The organism is Anaerobacillus sp. ABD4_527, from assembly GCF_056160805.1.
This window is the reverse complement of the sequence record NZ_JBSWXZ010000001.1, coordinates 122,095-136,116: the sequence shown is the minus strand read 5'-3', so window position 1 is coordinate 136,116 and position 14,022 is coordinate 122,095. Positions and strand designations below refer to the sequence as shown.

Here is a 14,022-nt window from a genome sequence, read left to right as displayed (position 1 = left end):
CATTATAGGTTGATTCACTACATATTATGGAATTAGGAGAGAAATGCAACAGTAAAGGCTGCCCAAATTTCTTTTATTGGTAATCTAGTTCTTATTCATTTTAATCCGTTGAAGGAGTGTTTTTATATGGAACAATTTTATTGGAAAGAGAGAGCGATCGCATCATTAACAAAGAAAGAACGAGAGCACCTTAACCTTCTCTTGCCATACTTTGGTCTATCCATCGATGCCCGCTCAACTAAAGCGTCAAGCGCATTCACCGGTAAAGTTGTGGGTATAGACGGGTTACCTGATGAATTGTTTGATTTACTTAAAAAAAGTTTGTCGCATACGGGAGTTAGGCTAACTACAAATCGTAATGAAGCTCTGGACCTACGAATCTTCGTTGAAGTACGTAGTAACGGCTCTCATCCAATTGCTCTCAGAGTAAATAATATGAACTACTATTTAAAGCCGCTACAGCTCACGACGACAAACGTTCAAGAGCATCTTCACAAACACTTATGGCTTCCAACATTAAGTGATACATTACGATTTCGATTTCAACCTTACGTTTCACAACAAATTCCTGAATGGCTTAGCTATGCGATTATTCAGTCGTTCTATAGAGAAGAGCTTCATCCAATCTCAGCGATCACGTTTCCTGAATACCAAACGATTATTAAGAAAGTCCTTCGCCCGATCAATCCTCATTATGCAAACTACCAATTGCACGAAACAGAAACAGACTGGCCAGACTTACCACCCGAACTTGCTTCTTCCACTACAAAGAAGCCTATAGAAGCAAAGAAAGGTTTGCTCGAGGAAAAGCCGAAATTAAGCCATCAGATCGAACCATTTAAAAACGTAAACGCTAATCAAGACGTCCAAACGTTTAATCCGTTTAAATTCCAAAATAGAGAAAACCGACGTTCTATTATAAATCCATTCCAAAAAAAGCGGTAAATGCCTATACTCCGTCCTCCTTTAATGAATAAACTAGATCAAACCATCGATCGTATTTTAATAGGAGGATGACAATGTTAAAGAAAGATATACAGGAATTATTTAATCAAGCGAAACGCCGTCCTCGCGGTAAATCGCAACCGCCAGCACCAAAGAAATCAGGCTGCAAATCATGCGGGAAAGTGACATGGAAACCTAATAGATAAGTAAAGCCACCGACCATGGTTTATGGAAGGTGGCTTTTATATGAGCGGCCAAAAAAAAGGGATCAAATAAAGCGTCGTGCACATGACGATGATTTTCACCGGTAAACCAGCTTTCATAAAATCGACGAACCGATACATACCTGCTTCATATACGATTAAATTCGTTTGATAGCCGAAAGGAGTTAAAAAGCTAGCTGAGGCAGCAATCGCGATCGCAATTGCATATGGTTCAACATTGAATCCTAGTTGTTCCGTCATATACAGTGCAATCGGAAAAACGAGAGCCGCTGCAGCGTTATTCGTAATCATCTCTGTAACGACCGAGGCTAGAACATAGATTGCGATGAGTAAAGGGAAAGGGCCATACTCACTCAATGGTAAAATAAATGTTTCTGTCATCATGAGAGCAGCACCAGACTTTTCGAGCGCCACCGCAATTCCTAGAGCAGATCCGATGATGCTTAACAGCGGCCAAGGTATCGATCGGAACGCTTCTTTAATTGTGATCACTCTTAGAAGGAGGAATAAGATACAGGTAATCATTGCACCGTGTGCCATTGAAATCCACTGCAAGCTTACACTTAGAAGCATGAAGAGAAACAAAACATAAATCAGGATTTCCTTCCCCGAAATTGTCAGTTTCTTCACCTGAGCTGGAAGTTCTTTTTCTTCATGGTGTATTTCCGGTAGTCGTCGATAGCCGTAAATACTCATGTAAAGAATGACTGCTATCGTGCTTGGTACACCGACTAGGGCTAACTCGAACATTGAAAACCCTTCATACCCATTTTGTACGAGCATGGAATGAATTAAAAGGTTCGTGGAAGTTCCAATCAATGTACACATTCCGCCTAAAATAGCTGCATAAGACACTGAGATGAGAAATTTTGATGGATACGAGTTTTTGGCGATCGACCACTTTTTAACGATTGGTGTGATGAGAAGAACGAGCGGTATATTGTTAAGGAAGCTAGACATAGTTGAAACGATCGCCATGATTTTCATCGTGCTTTTTGATTCGTTATCAGCTGACTTCGAAATCATACTTGTTAAAGTTTCCACAACGCTGGTCCTCTGAATGGCAGTGATGATTACGAATAATGCTCCTACTGTGATGACACTCTGGTTAATAAATCCTGATATGGCTTCCATAGGAGACAGCACTCCGATTAGAAGTAGTACGATAACAACAGAAACAAACGCAATATGAGCCCTTACCCACTCGAACATCAGAATGATAAACATGATGAAAATGATGCTAATCGTGATAAATCCATAAATGCTCATCATTGCAACTGACACACTCTCCTGGTAGAAATTCTTCTATGCTCGGCCATTTACGCTCTTCTTCCTTTGATTTCGTCTACAATTTTCCGATTCATGTTTCGAAGATGTCTTTTCCGAACGGTTTGAATTTCTTTTCGAATGGCTGCAGCATGTTTCTTCGTGCCCATTTCATCATGCACCCTATAGCGTACAAGAGGCTGATCTAAATACTCGAAGTCGTATCTTTGCACGATTCTTAACCACAAATCATAATCATGCGTGAAGGGAAGGCTTTCATCAAACACTCCGAGTTCTTCAAATAGTGACATCTTAAGCATCACCGTACATCCATTGATCGGGCAGTTCACTTTAATCTTTCTATAAAAGAGTAGATTCGTCGGAAAGTGAACGCCGATCGGGCCAGTGATGACAGCACTGGATTGATTCATCAGAACGTAAGACGAGTAGCTGACGGACGCATTCGTTCTTTTCATAAACTCAACTTGCTTTCGTACTTTATCGGCTTCATAACAATCATCTGAACTTAACCAGCAAAAATAATTCCCCGTAGCTGCTTTGATACCAGCGTTCAGCGCACTTGCAGTTCCACCGTTTTCTTTCTTTATATACGTGATCGAACGCAGATATTTCTTAACTTTATCTTCATGTTTCGTAGAACCATCGTTCACAACGATGATTTCAATATTTTCATAGGTTTGGTTCAGCGCACTCTGTATCGCCTGATCGACGTATGCGCAGTTATAGAATGGAATGATGATCGATACCTTTTCCAACGGTTTCCCCCCTGGATTTTCATAGTCATATTAAATTATGCAAATGCTTCCAATTTGTATTGGACATTCCTCTATTTTATGGAGTATGTATGCGATGAACTAAACCTCTTCTTATTGGAAGAGACCAACTTGTAGGTACTGCATAAGATGAAGGTGTGAAGGTATTAGAAAAAAGCAGAGAGGATTTTTGCTTTGACGAATAGAACCCCATTTTTTGCGAACTCCATTGCTAAGAGCGGCACACACTTAATGAAACAACTCCTCGAGGGACATCCAGAGCTAACGCACAAAGCATTCATCTTTCCTGGTCATCTTCATCAACTTGAGGAGCACAGAAAGACGCTCTCCTCACTTCCAATTAACGCATTTGCAAACGGACACCTTTTTCATTCCGATGAGTATGTAGCCCTTTTTAAAGAACTGGAACTAAAACAGCTCTTCTTGTACCGAGACCCTCGAGATATCGTTGTGTCTTATGGTTATTTCTTCATGCAATTTCCTGACCACCCCTATAGAAAGTATTTTCTAGATCATAAGTTGTCGATCAAAGAGAGATTTCTTATTTTCATAAACGGAGCGAATAATGACTTGATCAAGAGACCTAATATTAAAGACTGGTACCAGAAGTTTGCAGGGTGGTTGAATGAACCGAATGTTCTTCCAATCTCTTACGAATCGCTAGTTGAATCAAAAGAATCCCAGCAACAGCAATTAGAAAGGATAGTACGCTTCTTTCAGTTAGAACTTCACCAAGACGTAATAAAAACAAGAGTCAATCAGATGCAATCGAATGTGGATCCTAAAAAATCTGTCACATTTCGGAAAGGGCAATCAGGAAATTGGAGGCAAGAGTTTGATAAAGAGGTGAAGGACGCCTTTAAAGCGGTAGCAGGAGATCTTCTCATTCAATTAGGTTACGAGAAAGATAAGAGCTGGTAATGAAAAAAGGGGGACCTCTCCCCCAATAAGCAAGCGATTATTTCGTAAATGCGATCAATGCCTGTTCAAACAGATTCACACTTCCTTGCCATGTCCATTTCGCAGCTTCTTTCTGTCCCTCAACCATGAATTTGTTTCGAAGGTTCGGCTGCTGAATCAAGGTCGATACATCTCGAAACAAGTTATTTTCATGCCGGTAAGATAACAGGCAGTTCTCCCCGCTTCGGCAATAGTCCATGTTTCCACCAGAGTAAACCGTTGCAAGTGCCGCACCGCACTTCATTGCTTCTAATCCTGGAAGAGAGGCGGTGTCATAAGTAGACGAGCTTACGAATATGTCCGCTTGATTCAAGAATAGATTGAGCTGTTGATCATTTTGAGGAGTTAACGATTGGAACAGTTGATTTCCATGCACTTGCCTTAACCAACGTGATGAGTTTAATTCTGAAGGTGGTGTGATCAGATTGATTTTCAAATCCGGATACGTTTGTTTTAAACGAGTGAATACAGAGATCAAATACTCTTGCTCTCTATGCCAGGAATAGCCTCCTTCTGGAATTCGAAGGATGCCGCTTACCTCTAACTTCTTGTTGTTTCGGATGTTCATATTCCTGAACACATCACTAACTCCGACAGGTACAATCTTGCCTTCAATTCCATGATTTAAGTTGATGAGCTGTTTTTGCCAGTTTGAGAGAACAATAAGGTTCTTACTAATGTGGTAGCTTTTAAAAGACGCTTCATGATCATCTAGAAAAACCGGTTCATAGCAGAGGCTAATTCTAACATGAATTCCTTTTCCTTCCTGACTCGCTTGCTGACACACGTTCGTAAGTGTGTAGAAGTTTGAAACGATCACGTCGCTTACTGGGAAATCATCTGATTTGATCCCTGCACCCTTTGTCCTGATAACCGTTACTTTGTTCGGATATTCGATAACGCCGCCAGGAGGCATAACAAAAGAAACGTCATGCCCCTTGTTTGCCAAACCATTGGCTAGTTCAACCAACATCCTTTGTGCCCCTCCCTTACAGAGAGTCAATGCAGCAAATGTAATTTTCATAGCATTGTTTTCCTTTCACTCATTTTGTCTTACAGATCCTTTAAGCGATCAAAGCACTCCAAAAAACGCGTAAACTCTTTTCTGTTCCCCAGTGTTTGAAGTTCTTCATGCAACGCTGCAACTTGTTCTTCACACAGATATTTAGGAATCAATTGTGTTAACGGTTCATTAAAAGCACGTCGCTTTCCGACACCTCTCAACATCTCATGAAACACTTTCTTCGTTAGCGAAAACTCGTTCGGGTACGTTTCACATAGCTTGTGGTAATCTATCAATATTTGATTCACTTCATGCAAATTGAAAGGAACTGGTAAAAACGTAAGGCTGATGATCATACATTCGATCGACCGATACGTTTCTTGAAATCTGTAGTAGTTCTTTTTTGAATCGTCGGTATTATGAACTGAAACAGGATGTTCCTGGTGATAGCTGACAAGCTTTGGATCTGTAACGTATTTAGCCCCTTTTTTATACAATCTAAAGCCCATCTCGCAATCATCCCACCCATAGCCTGGGTATTCAGAGAACAGCCCTACCCGATCGATCATTCCTTTAGACACAGAAACATGTCCGGTTCCAAATAGCTGCCACGGGATACGATAGTTCTGCAATTGATAACCGTAATTGTTAATTAAAATACGTTTGTAAAATTCTTCGTAGTGTGTAGGCAAAGTCATGGATTGGTACGATTGATTTATGATATCTGCTCGTGTGATCAACGCTTTTCGTCCTTTGTTCACCTCGAACTCCTTAAACTTTTTTACAAGTGTTGGATTACATTTTGCTAGTTCATAACACTCTTCGATTTGTTCAGGTGTGAAGTCATTAAATAGTACAGAGTACAGTCGCTTTATAAATATGACGCCTGTTACGACCGCATTTTTAATTTCTTTGTGATAGGTGTAATGGATGTTCAAAAAATCCGGTCTCACTAGTATTTCTGCGTCAAGAAAGATAATAACTTTTCCTTTCGCTTCCATAAGACCTTTATTTCGTGCAGCCGCTCTTCCGATATTTCCTCCACAATCGATGTACTTCAGATCAAATGTAAACGAATGACGATTCATGATTTGAGCTGTTTCATCTGTAGAACCATCATCGATCAAAATCACCTCGACCTTAGATAAATCAAACGTTTGATTCTGGAGGGAGTAAAGCGTGAATAAATTTTGAGGGAATTTATTATAGGTCGGGATAATGATACTGATCTCTTTCTCAATGCCATGCATGGAATCACCTCGCTCATACCCTTCATGTTTCTAGAATTCTTCTTTGCTCTTCTATAATCAGTTCTTCGAGCACTCGTTCATACCGTTTTTTTAATGACATGATTTCATTTTGTTGTTCATCACTATGGACAACGGAACCCATCTTCCTATGCTTTCGATAGTATAGTAAGGTTTCTTCCATACTTTCGATGCGTGCATATCTTGCCATCCTCATCCACATATCATAATCCTGGGTGTATTTCAGCTTCGGGTTGAACATTCCAGTTTTCTCGAATAACGCTTTCTTAACCAATACCGTACTTCCATTGATTGGACAGCTATTTTGTAAATGCTTTAAAAAGGTTAGCCTTGTTTTTAACCTTGTCCCTACATTCTCTCTAAAAACGACATTGTTCTCATCGATCAAGCTAAAGTTTGTATAGACGAGATCCGCTCCTGAGCGCTTCATGTACGACACTTGTTTTGCTATCTTGTCTGGTAAAAACAGATCATCTGAGCTTAACCATGCGATGAACTCACCTGTAGCTAAACCGATTCCTCGATTAAGTGCAGTGGCTGTGCCTCCATTACGTTTATAAATGTATTTAACAAGAGGGAGATAAGGGTCGATCAGCTGTTTGTGCATGGAAGAACCATCGTCTACCACAATGATTTCTATGTCTTGATACGTTTGATTCAATGCACTTTCAATCGCTTGATTTACGTACTCACAGTTATAAAATGGAATGATGATACTAACTTTCGGACGATCACTCACTGGATCCCTCCTCACATATAAGTCGTTAACGTGTAAACTACCTTACCTCTCACTAGTTTATGATTGCGACGAAAAGCCGACTAGATACACACCCACAACTTTCCATAAACCAACTAAAAAACGGCACTTGTCTACCATGCCGTTTTCGATTACCAATCTGGAGTTTTTTCATATCCTAACGATGTTAAAAGGGTGCCACTCTCTTTTTTAAATAGACTCTTTAAATCAGAATCGAACTCGCCTTGCCAACCGCCTATCGTACCTTTTCGAAACGTTGGTGACGTAGAAGGATCGATGTTCTTAAGCATATTTCCTACCATCCAAGAACGCGATTTAGGAACAGAATCGTCTTTCCATAAAAATTTAACGAGATGATGAAGAACGAGAAGTCGACTTCGTTCTGATGAAATTAAGTCTTCAAACCTGATCGTAAAAACATTCGGACGGTCCTTCCATTTTGAAAAACTTGTATACCACTCTTCAATGTTCGGCTGATAAGGCTTTTGAGGCGTGATCGGTTGACCTCCTTCAATTAAGAACTTCATGCGATCACGATGGGTAAATCCTTCTTGGGTAAATGTTTCATATAGCGGATGGATTGGTAAAGCCGGAATAAAATACGCATAAGAAACAACAACGTCACGTGGGTCTCTCATGACAAATATCTTCTTCATGTTTAACTTCGTAAAAAACGCATCCCATTCATCGGTACAGAACAAATGACCATTCACAAACTCATTTTTTTCTAGATTCTCTGTTCTAGAAAGCTGTAGCTTCGGTTGATTATTGAAGTGACCAAACATCCCTTTATCAGGGAAGTGTTTCATTCCAGGGATGCCAAGCAGAATTTGCTTTAGCAAATGTGTGCCGCTCTTTGGAATTGAAATCATGATAAAAGGATCTAATTCATTTGATTTAGACAATGTCGTTCCTCACTTTCTCGTAGTAAAATTCTATGACTCATGCCTGCTCAAGGTTTCTATAGTACTCTAGAGAATCTTCTAGACTCTGGCGAAGGGAGTATGTCGGATTCCAACCAAGGTTATTAATGTTCGACACATCCATCGGATTAACAGTTCCATTCTCACCAAGTTTCTTGTCGATTACGAAATGAGATACCTCTGTCAACGTTTCAAGCTCCCTCACTACCTCTTGCAGTGCGACAAGTCTCCCAGCAGCAAGATCGTATGTTCGCGTTTTTTCTCCGGTATCGAATAACTTCTCATAAGCACGTACTGCATCACGGACGTCAAGGAAATCCCTTTTCACCTGTAGATTTGAAATAGAAAACGCCTCGGACGTACGGTTTCGTTCCATATCTACGATGTGTTTCGTAAGCAGTGCACATATCCCAGAAGAAGGTCCTGGACCTATTAAATTTGTTGGCTTAGCTAATACAACGTGAAGGTTATACAATTCTGCCAAGTGAAGAGCGACCTGGGACTGCATCGTTTTACTCAGTGCATAAGGGTGGCTCGGTTTTCCATTAGCAGGATCATATTGAAGTGCAGAGCCAACCATCACGACTTTTGTCGAAGGCTTCGTAGTTCGTATCGCATCGAGCAAATAAACCGTCGATAACACATTTGTTTCCAACGTACTCACGGGATTATCCCATGACGTCTGAACTGCGTTCACCCCTGCGAGATGGAGCACATAGGTTGGCTCTTCTTCTTTTATCAAACGATTAATAGCATCCTTGTCTGTTAAATCACACCGGATCGAACGCAAACCTTCTAAGCAAGTGTTTCGAACGACCGCAGTAACCTTCAGATCAGTCTTAAGAAAGTGTCTGCACGCATGCTGGCCGGTAAAACCAGACGCCCCCGTGATTAGAATGGAGTCATCACTCATCTTCCATCCAATCCTTAAGTTCCTTTATCATCGTTTCATAATTAGGTGGTGTATAAATAAAATCTTTCCGCGTATTTACGATCGTACGATCTAGCACCACTTCTTCATCAGGTGTGATACGTACGTCATCTTTATTAAATGCATCTTTGAACAAGTGTAGGAGCTCGTATTTCGATACCTTCTCACTAACGCATAAATGATAGAGTCCTGTGACGTTGTTCAATAGCAAACAATCGATCGCTTTCGCTAGCTCAAGCGTTGTTACGCCATTCCACATCATGTTCTTATACCCTTTTACTTCTCCTTTTTGCTGCATAAACCACAGTAGCAATCCGATCCCATCCTTCTTCAGTTCTGGACCGACGATCGACGTTCGGATCGTCAACGCACTGTCATCGTTCACTTCGCCCATCGCTTTTGTTTTTGCGTAAACAGACGTTCCATCTTTGGAATCAAACTCTGTATAATCACCCTTCTCACCTGAAAATACACAGTCTGTGCTGATATGAACTAGCTTCCCACCATACCGCTTTGTTAACTTTGCAAGCTGATGAGGGAGTAAGCTGTTGACTTGAAAAGCTTCTGTTTTATTTCGCTCGGCGTGCTGATTCAAGATTCCAATTGCGTTGATTACGATATCCGGTTTCATCTGGTCGATCAACTCCTCTACCTGGCTCGGTATGAGGACGTCTAAATAGATTCCACCACCATTGCTGTCCCGGCAAGTATAGGAGACATCCCAGCCGTCTTTTCGCTGGAAATAATCCACGATCATATGCCCGGCCATTCCTTTTCCACCTAAGACAAGTAGCTTCATGAGATGAATCCACCTTTTTGAAGGAGATTCTTCAACTCATCTCTCGACATCAAATTCTCGCTAGAATTATAGTTTTCTAGTTCTACTTGTTTAAAGTCAGCGTAATACTCTTGAAGCCCGTCTACCGTAATCGATGGTAAGATCACGAAGTATTCTTTGTCGTAATACACCGTGCTTTGACTTTCATACTCTGAAAATAATAGCTCGTGCAACTTTTCGCCTGGTCGAATGCCAAGGACCTCGATGTCTACATTTTCCTTACCAGACGCTTCGATCAGCACATCTGCAAGGTCTACAATCTTACATGTAGGCATCTTCATAACGAAAATCTCGCCACCCTTGCTTTCATACGTTGCTTTGAAAAGAAGCTTGATCGCATCTTCAAGCGTTAAGAAGAATCGTGTCATCCTCATATCTGTTATTCCGATTTTACCGTGTTCTTCTATCTGGTTCTTAAATACGTGGATAACACTGCCGTTCGTGCCTAACACGTTCCCACCACGCACGCATACGAACGTTGTATTCGATTTGAGTACATTCGCATGAATGATCAAACGCTCACCCATCGCTTTTGTAAATCCGTAAAAATTCGATGGATTCGCTGCTTTATCCGTTGAAATATAAATTACTTTTTCAACGTTATTAAGAATAGCCGCATCGATCACGTTTTGGGTACCGATGACATTTGTCTTCATCGCTTCTAAAGGCTGATCCTCACACACCGGAACATGCTTAAGAGCTGCTAGATGAAAAACAAAGTCTACCCCTTTCGTTGCCTCGATCAGACCGTCCTTTTCTTTAATATCTCCAATAATAAATTTAAGCTTTTTCTCTTGATGAAAAGCTCGTTTCATCGCGACTTGACTGGACTCATTTCTTGAGAAAACTCTTATTTCGCTCGGCTGTTTTTCAAGCAATTGCTTTACAAGTTCATTTCCCCATGATCCAGTTCCCCCAGTTACCAGTATCGTTTTATTGTGGAACAACATGTAGCCCTCCCATTAAAAATTTCACCACTTTATCTGAAACTGCATCATCTGCATAGCCTTCTGGAAGATCCCATTCCGAAGGTTGATTCACCATCACGTTCACTGCTCGCAGTATATTCATCGCATTTAAACCTGAAACAATGTTGCTTCCACATGCAACGGTTTCTGGACGTTCCGTTGTTTTTCGTATCGTTACTGTAGGAATATAGAACAAACAACATTCTTCCTGGACAGTACCACTATCTGTTAGAACACACTTTGCATTCTGTTCAAGCTTCACGAAGTCAAAAAATCCGAACGGTTCATGAAATTCGATGAGGGGATCTAATTCGATTCCATTCAATTGTGCCAAACGTGATCTTGTACGCGGGTGAACACTACAGATCATCCGTTTACCATGTGTTTTAACAACATGATTCATTCCTTGAAGGATTTCCTTAAGGTTCTCATCATGATCGACGTTTTCAGCTCGATGTGCCGTGACTAGGAAATAATCTTTTTTTATCAAGTTAAGATCCTCAAGAATCGAGCTTTCATTGATTTTAGTTTGATTATGTTTCAACACTTCATTGATCGGGTTTCCAGAAACATAAACCCGATTGGTCGCAATGCCTTCTCGCAAGAGGTTCTCTTTACTTTGAGGCGTATACGGAAGATTAAAAGTTGAGATCGCATCGATGACACGTCTGTTTTTCTCTTCAGGTACAGACCAATCAAAGCATCGGTTTCCAGCTTCCATGTGCACGACAGGAATCCCCATCCGCTCTGCTAAAATGGCACTTAGCGCACTGTTTGTATCTCCTAACACAAGAACCTTATCAGGCATTTCTTTTTTAAATATGATTTCAAGCTCTCGATACATGGTCGCGAGCTGTTCTCCAAGCGATTGTTGCTGATTGAATAACATATAATCAGGCTCTCTTATACCGAGCTCCTTAAAAAAGATGCTGCTGAGGGTTTTTGTGAAGTTTTGCCCTGTATGGATAAGTACATGCTTATCTGCTAGATGATCGAGCTTATCGATAATCAAGCTCAATCGTATGATTTCAGGTCTAGTACCTAAAACGGTAATGACTTTCATGGTTCCTTCCCCTCCTGCTAGATTTCTAGGACAGCTTACTGATAGGTTATGTAAGTTATTAACAGTTTGATATGGTTAGCACACTATATTTGTAAAAAAACGGATAATATTCCAGTAGTTCTGTTATGTTCACAAGCTATTTGAATGGAGAATTTTAACACAACAAAAAGACGCTGAAGTGAGCCCTTACCTTCGCGTCTTTTGTTTATCTATGATCACTTTTTCGATGTGTTCGATTAGCTCATCTGCTCGCTTCGATGTGGAATGGTTTGCAATCACCATCTGATGACCTGCTTTTGCTATTTGAAGACGTTCACTTTCGTGTTTCAAATAATACGCAGCTTTCTGAAGCACATTCTGTTCATTAACAGCCACAAAGGTTTTCCCATCAACGAATCCAAGATCGGTCAATTCTTTTGACGAAGAAGCTACCAGGAGACTATTGCATGCTGGCACTTCAAAATATTTTAGTACTGGATAATGGTAGATCGAGTCACACGTGAAAAACATCTTAGCGCGATTTAATTCCATTGCGTAAGCTTCCCCCGCTAAATGACCTTTGCCAATTCGTTTATACCCAGGATGTTCATAGTATTTAAAATTCGTAGTTGCCTTCAATTGGTTGTATATACTCGCACGCAGTGGATAAAAGCTTGGAAAGAGTGCACCAAGCATTAAATAGTCAGTACTTTTACCAAGCTTATAGTCTTTGAAGATCGATGTGTCCACATGATGAGGAAACCAAATGAACCGATCCTGGAATTCCGGGTACCATTTTAAAAACGCATCTCGATAGTGAGCAAAAATTACGGACACGTTTCCTTTTTCTATAAAACGCTTACGGTGCTGCTTTTTATAATGAAGGTCGTGCATGAAGATTCCCACCGGTATGTCTGTTTCATTTACTCCCCTTATAAAAGGGCAATAAGTAGGATGTAGATCGTTCATTAGAATGAAATCTGGACGTACTTGAATCCTAGCTAGAATGTCAGGTAACAATCCATGATCATGCCAAACGATGACGTTTGCTCGTTTTTGTAATTCTCTCACCAAATAATAACTGCTTCGCTCTACATGCTTTGATAAATCTTTTGTAATAAATAGGAACGTTCGTTTCCGGACCATCGATTCACACCCTTTCTTTCTAGCAGAATATAAAAAAGGTTTCACAGTTGTGAAACCTTCAAGAAAATTATAGTTCGAGTGAAACGATTTGATCTGTACATACAAGAACTTCATTAGCCTGTCCGGAAGTTCCTACAGGAGTAAAGATGACATAGTTAAAACCGATTTCCTTAATAACCACACCCGTAAGATCTGGTGTTCCACCCCCATTTTGGGTTTCAGTCACATGAACCATTGCAATGATTGTATTTGAGTTTTTGTACTGATATAGTTTTGAATTCAATACTCGCATACCATAACTCCTCTCAGTATAAATTCTAGGTTTATAAAACCTACTTTAATATAAATATGTATCCAAAAAATGGTTGTTTGGACAAATATCATTTTTATAAAAATAAATTATGTAATTCTTATGAACAAACAGTTAGATAACTATTTTGTAAAAAAATGGTTGTATTACTCATGCACTTTGTACCAAGTTCTAATACATTATTGTAAGCCTGAATTATGTCAGGTTGATCTTTTGATAAGGAGGAAACGATATGAGAAGAAGTCTTTTTGACGATTCATGTTGTGGTAGAGTTAGCCCAACTTCACATTGCAAAGGTTGTGTATGTGATGTATTACGACATATGGCTAACGGAAACAACTGCGACATTTGGGAAGATACCATGGCTGAAGTATATCTGCTACCTAAAGGTCAAACAGGTTATATGTATATGAGCGGTGAAGACAATCCTACACCATTTACTTTTATGGGATTCGTATCAAACAGCTGCTGTGCAAGATTTCGATATACTCCAGTAAACCCGGCGATGCCTCCTAGAACAGTTTACATTGATTGTAGCACTCTTGCAGGTATCTCACGAGTTTCACCAAACCGCCAATAATAGATTTTCTTCATCGATTAAGGTTGCTGAAAAGCAGCCTTTTTTTGATTACAAAAAAGCTTCTAAT

Annotated in this window: 16 protein-coding genes; 4 read left to right on the top strand and 12 right to left on the bottom strand. The window is 40.2% G+C overall.

Annotated elements, in window-relative coordinates; translation table 11 throughout:
• Positions 1 to 126 precede the first annotated feature (126 nt).
• Together ACXAHI_RS00700 and ACXAHI_RS00695 are read left to right on the top strand one after the other, a co-directional pair.
• A complete protein-coding gene (locus tag ACXAHI_RS00700; protein ID WP_474845183.1) occupies positions 127 to 945 on the top strand; it encodes a hypothetical protein in 819 nt (272 codons plus the stop codon).
• A 74-nt stretch (positions 946 to 1,019) separates the two neighbouring features.
• Positions 1,020 to 1,151 carry a hypothetical protein gene (locus ACXAHI_RS00695; protein ID WP_270181679.1) on the top strand — a complete coding sequence of 44 codons (132 nt, stop codon included), beginning with the start codon at positions 1,020 to 1,022 and terminating at the stop codon, positions 1,149 to 1,151.
• Between the two features lie 36 nt (positions 1,152 to 1,187).
• Here ACXAHI_RS00695 and ACXAHI_RS00690 read toward each other — a convergent pair whose 3' ends face one another.
• The gene (locus ACXAHI_RS00690) at positions 1,188 to 2,441 is read right to left on the bottom strand and encodes an SLC13 family permease (protein WP_474845181.1); all 1,254 of its coding nucleotides are present in this window, start codon (positions 2,439 to 2,441) and stop codon (positions 1,188 to 1,190) included.
• A 47-nt stretch (positions 2,442 to 2,488) separates the two neighbouring features.
• Positions 2,489 to 3,211 (bottom strand): glycosyltransferase, encoded by a 723-nt coding sequence (locus ACXAHI_RS00685; RefSeq protein WP_474845179.1) that lies wholly within the window; start codon positions 3,209 to 3,211, stop codon positions 2,489 to 2,491.
• Between the two features lie 192 nt (positions 3,212 to 3,403).
• Here ACXAHI_RS00685 and ACXAHI_RS00680 point away from each other — a divergent pair, with 192 nt between their 5' ends.
• Positions 3,404 to 4,150 (top strand): sulfotransferase domain-containing protein, encoded by a 747-nt coding sequence (locus tag ACXAHI_RS00680; protein WP_474845177.1) that lies wholly within the window; start codon positions 3,404 to 3,406, stop codon positions 4,148 to 4,150.
• A gap of 37 nt (positions 4,151 to 4,187) precedes the next feature.
• Here the strand turns inward: ACXAHI_RS00680 and ACXAHI_RS00675 are convergent, their stop codons facing one another.
• From ACXAHI_RS00675 to ACXAHI_RS00630, 10 genes are all read right to left on the bottom strand, one after another.
• Positions 4,188 to 5,162 (bottom strand): glycosyltransferase, encoded by a 975-nt coding sequence (locus ACXAHI_RS00675; RefSeq protein WP_474845175.1) that lies wholly within the window; start codon positions 5,160 to 5,162, stop codon positions 4,188 to 4,190.
• Positions 5,163 to 5,242: 80 nt separating this feature from the next.
• Entirely contained in the window at positions 5,243 to 6,442 is a 1,200-nt protein-coding gene (locus tag ACXAHI_RS00670; protein ID WP_474845173.1) for a glycosyltransferase family 2 protein, read from the bottom strand.
• A gap of 22 nt (positions 6,443 to 6,464) precedes the next feature.
• Positions 6,465 to 7,199: a glycosyltransferase gene (locus tag ACXAHI_RS00665; protein ID WP_474845171.1), complete on the bottom strand. Its 735-nt coding sequence runs from the start codon at positions 7,197 to 7,199 to the stop codon at positions 6,465 to 6,467.
• 149 nt (positions 7,200 to 7,348) lie between these two features.
• Positions 7,349 to 8,122 (bottom strand): sulfotransferase domain-containing protein, encoded by a 774-nt coding sequence (locus ACXAHI_RS00660; RefSeq protein WP_474845169.1) that lies wholly within the window; start codon positions 8,120 to 8,122, stop codon positions 7,349 to 7,351.
• Between the two features lie 37 nt (positions 8,123 to 8,159).
• Positions 8,160 to 9,053, bottom strand: a complete 894-nt coding sequence (locus tag ACXAHI_RS00655) for an NAD-dependent epimerase/dehydratase family protein (protein WP_474845167.1) — start codon at positions 9,051 to 9,053, stop codon at positions 8,160 to 8,162.
• Positions 9,046 to 9,870, bottom strand: a complete 825-nt coding sequence (locus ACXAHI_RS00650) for a dTDP-4-dehydrorhamnose reductase family protein (RefSeq protein WP_474845165.1) — start codon at positions 9,868 to 9,870, stop codon at positions 9,046 to 9,048. The genes ACXAHI_RS00655 and ACXAHI_RS00650 overlap by 8 nt, the downstream gene beginning before the upstream one ends.
• Complete coding sequence (locus ACXAHI_RS00645; RefSeq protein WP_270182050.1) at positions 9,867 to 10,856, bottom strand: polysaccharide biosynthesis protein; 990 nt, start codon at positions 10,854 to 10,856, stop codon at positions 9,867 to 9,869. Before ACXAHI_RS00645 ends, ACXAHI_RS00650 begins: the two co-directional genes overlap by 4 nt.
• Positions 10,843 to 11,940 (bottom strand): non-hydrolyzing UDP-N-acetylglucosamine 2-epimerase, encoded by a 1,098-nt coding sequence (wecB, locus tag ACXAHI_RS00640; RefSeq protein ID WP_474845163.1) that lies wholly within the window; start codon positions 11,938 to 11,940, stop codon positions 10,843 to 10,845. The genes ACXAHI_RS00645 and wecB overlap by 14 nt, the downstream gene beginning before the upstream one ends.
• A gap of 186 nt (positions 11,941 to 12,126) precedes the next feature.
• Entirely contained in the window at positions 12,127 to 13,065 is a 939-nt protein-coding gene (locus ACXAHI_RS00635; protein WP_474845161.1) for a glycosyltransferase family protein, read from the bottom strand.
• 67 nt (positions 13,066 to 13,132) lie between these two features.
• Positions 13,133 to 13,357 (bottom strand): hypothetical protein, encoded by a 225-nt coding sequence (locus ACXAHI_RS00630; protein ID WP_474845159.1) that lies wholly within the window; start codon positions 13,355 to 13,357, stop codon positions 13,133 to 13,135.
• A gap of 250 nt (positions 13,358 to 13,607) precedes the next feature.
• Between ACXAHI_RS00630 and ACXAHI_RS00625 the strand changes: the two genes are divergently transcribed.
• Positions 13,608 to 13,955 carry a hypothetical protein gene (locus ACXAHI_RS00625; RefSeq protein ID WP_474845157.1) on the top strand — a complete coding sequence of 116 codons (348 nt, stop codon included), beginning with the start codon at positions 13,608 to 13,610 and terminating at the stop codon, positions 13,953 to 13,955.
• Positions 13,956 to 14,022: the final 67 nt, after the last annotated feature.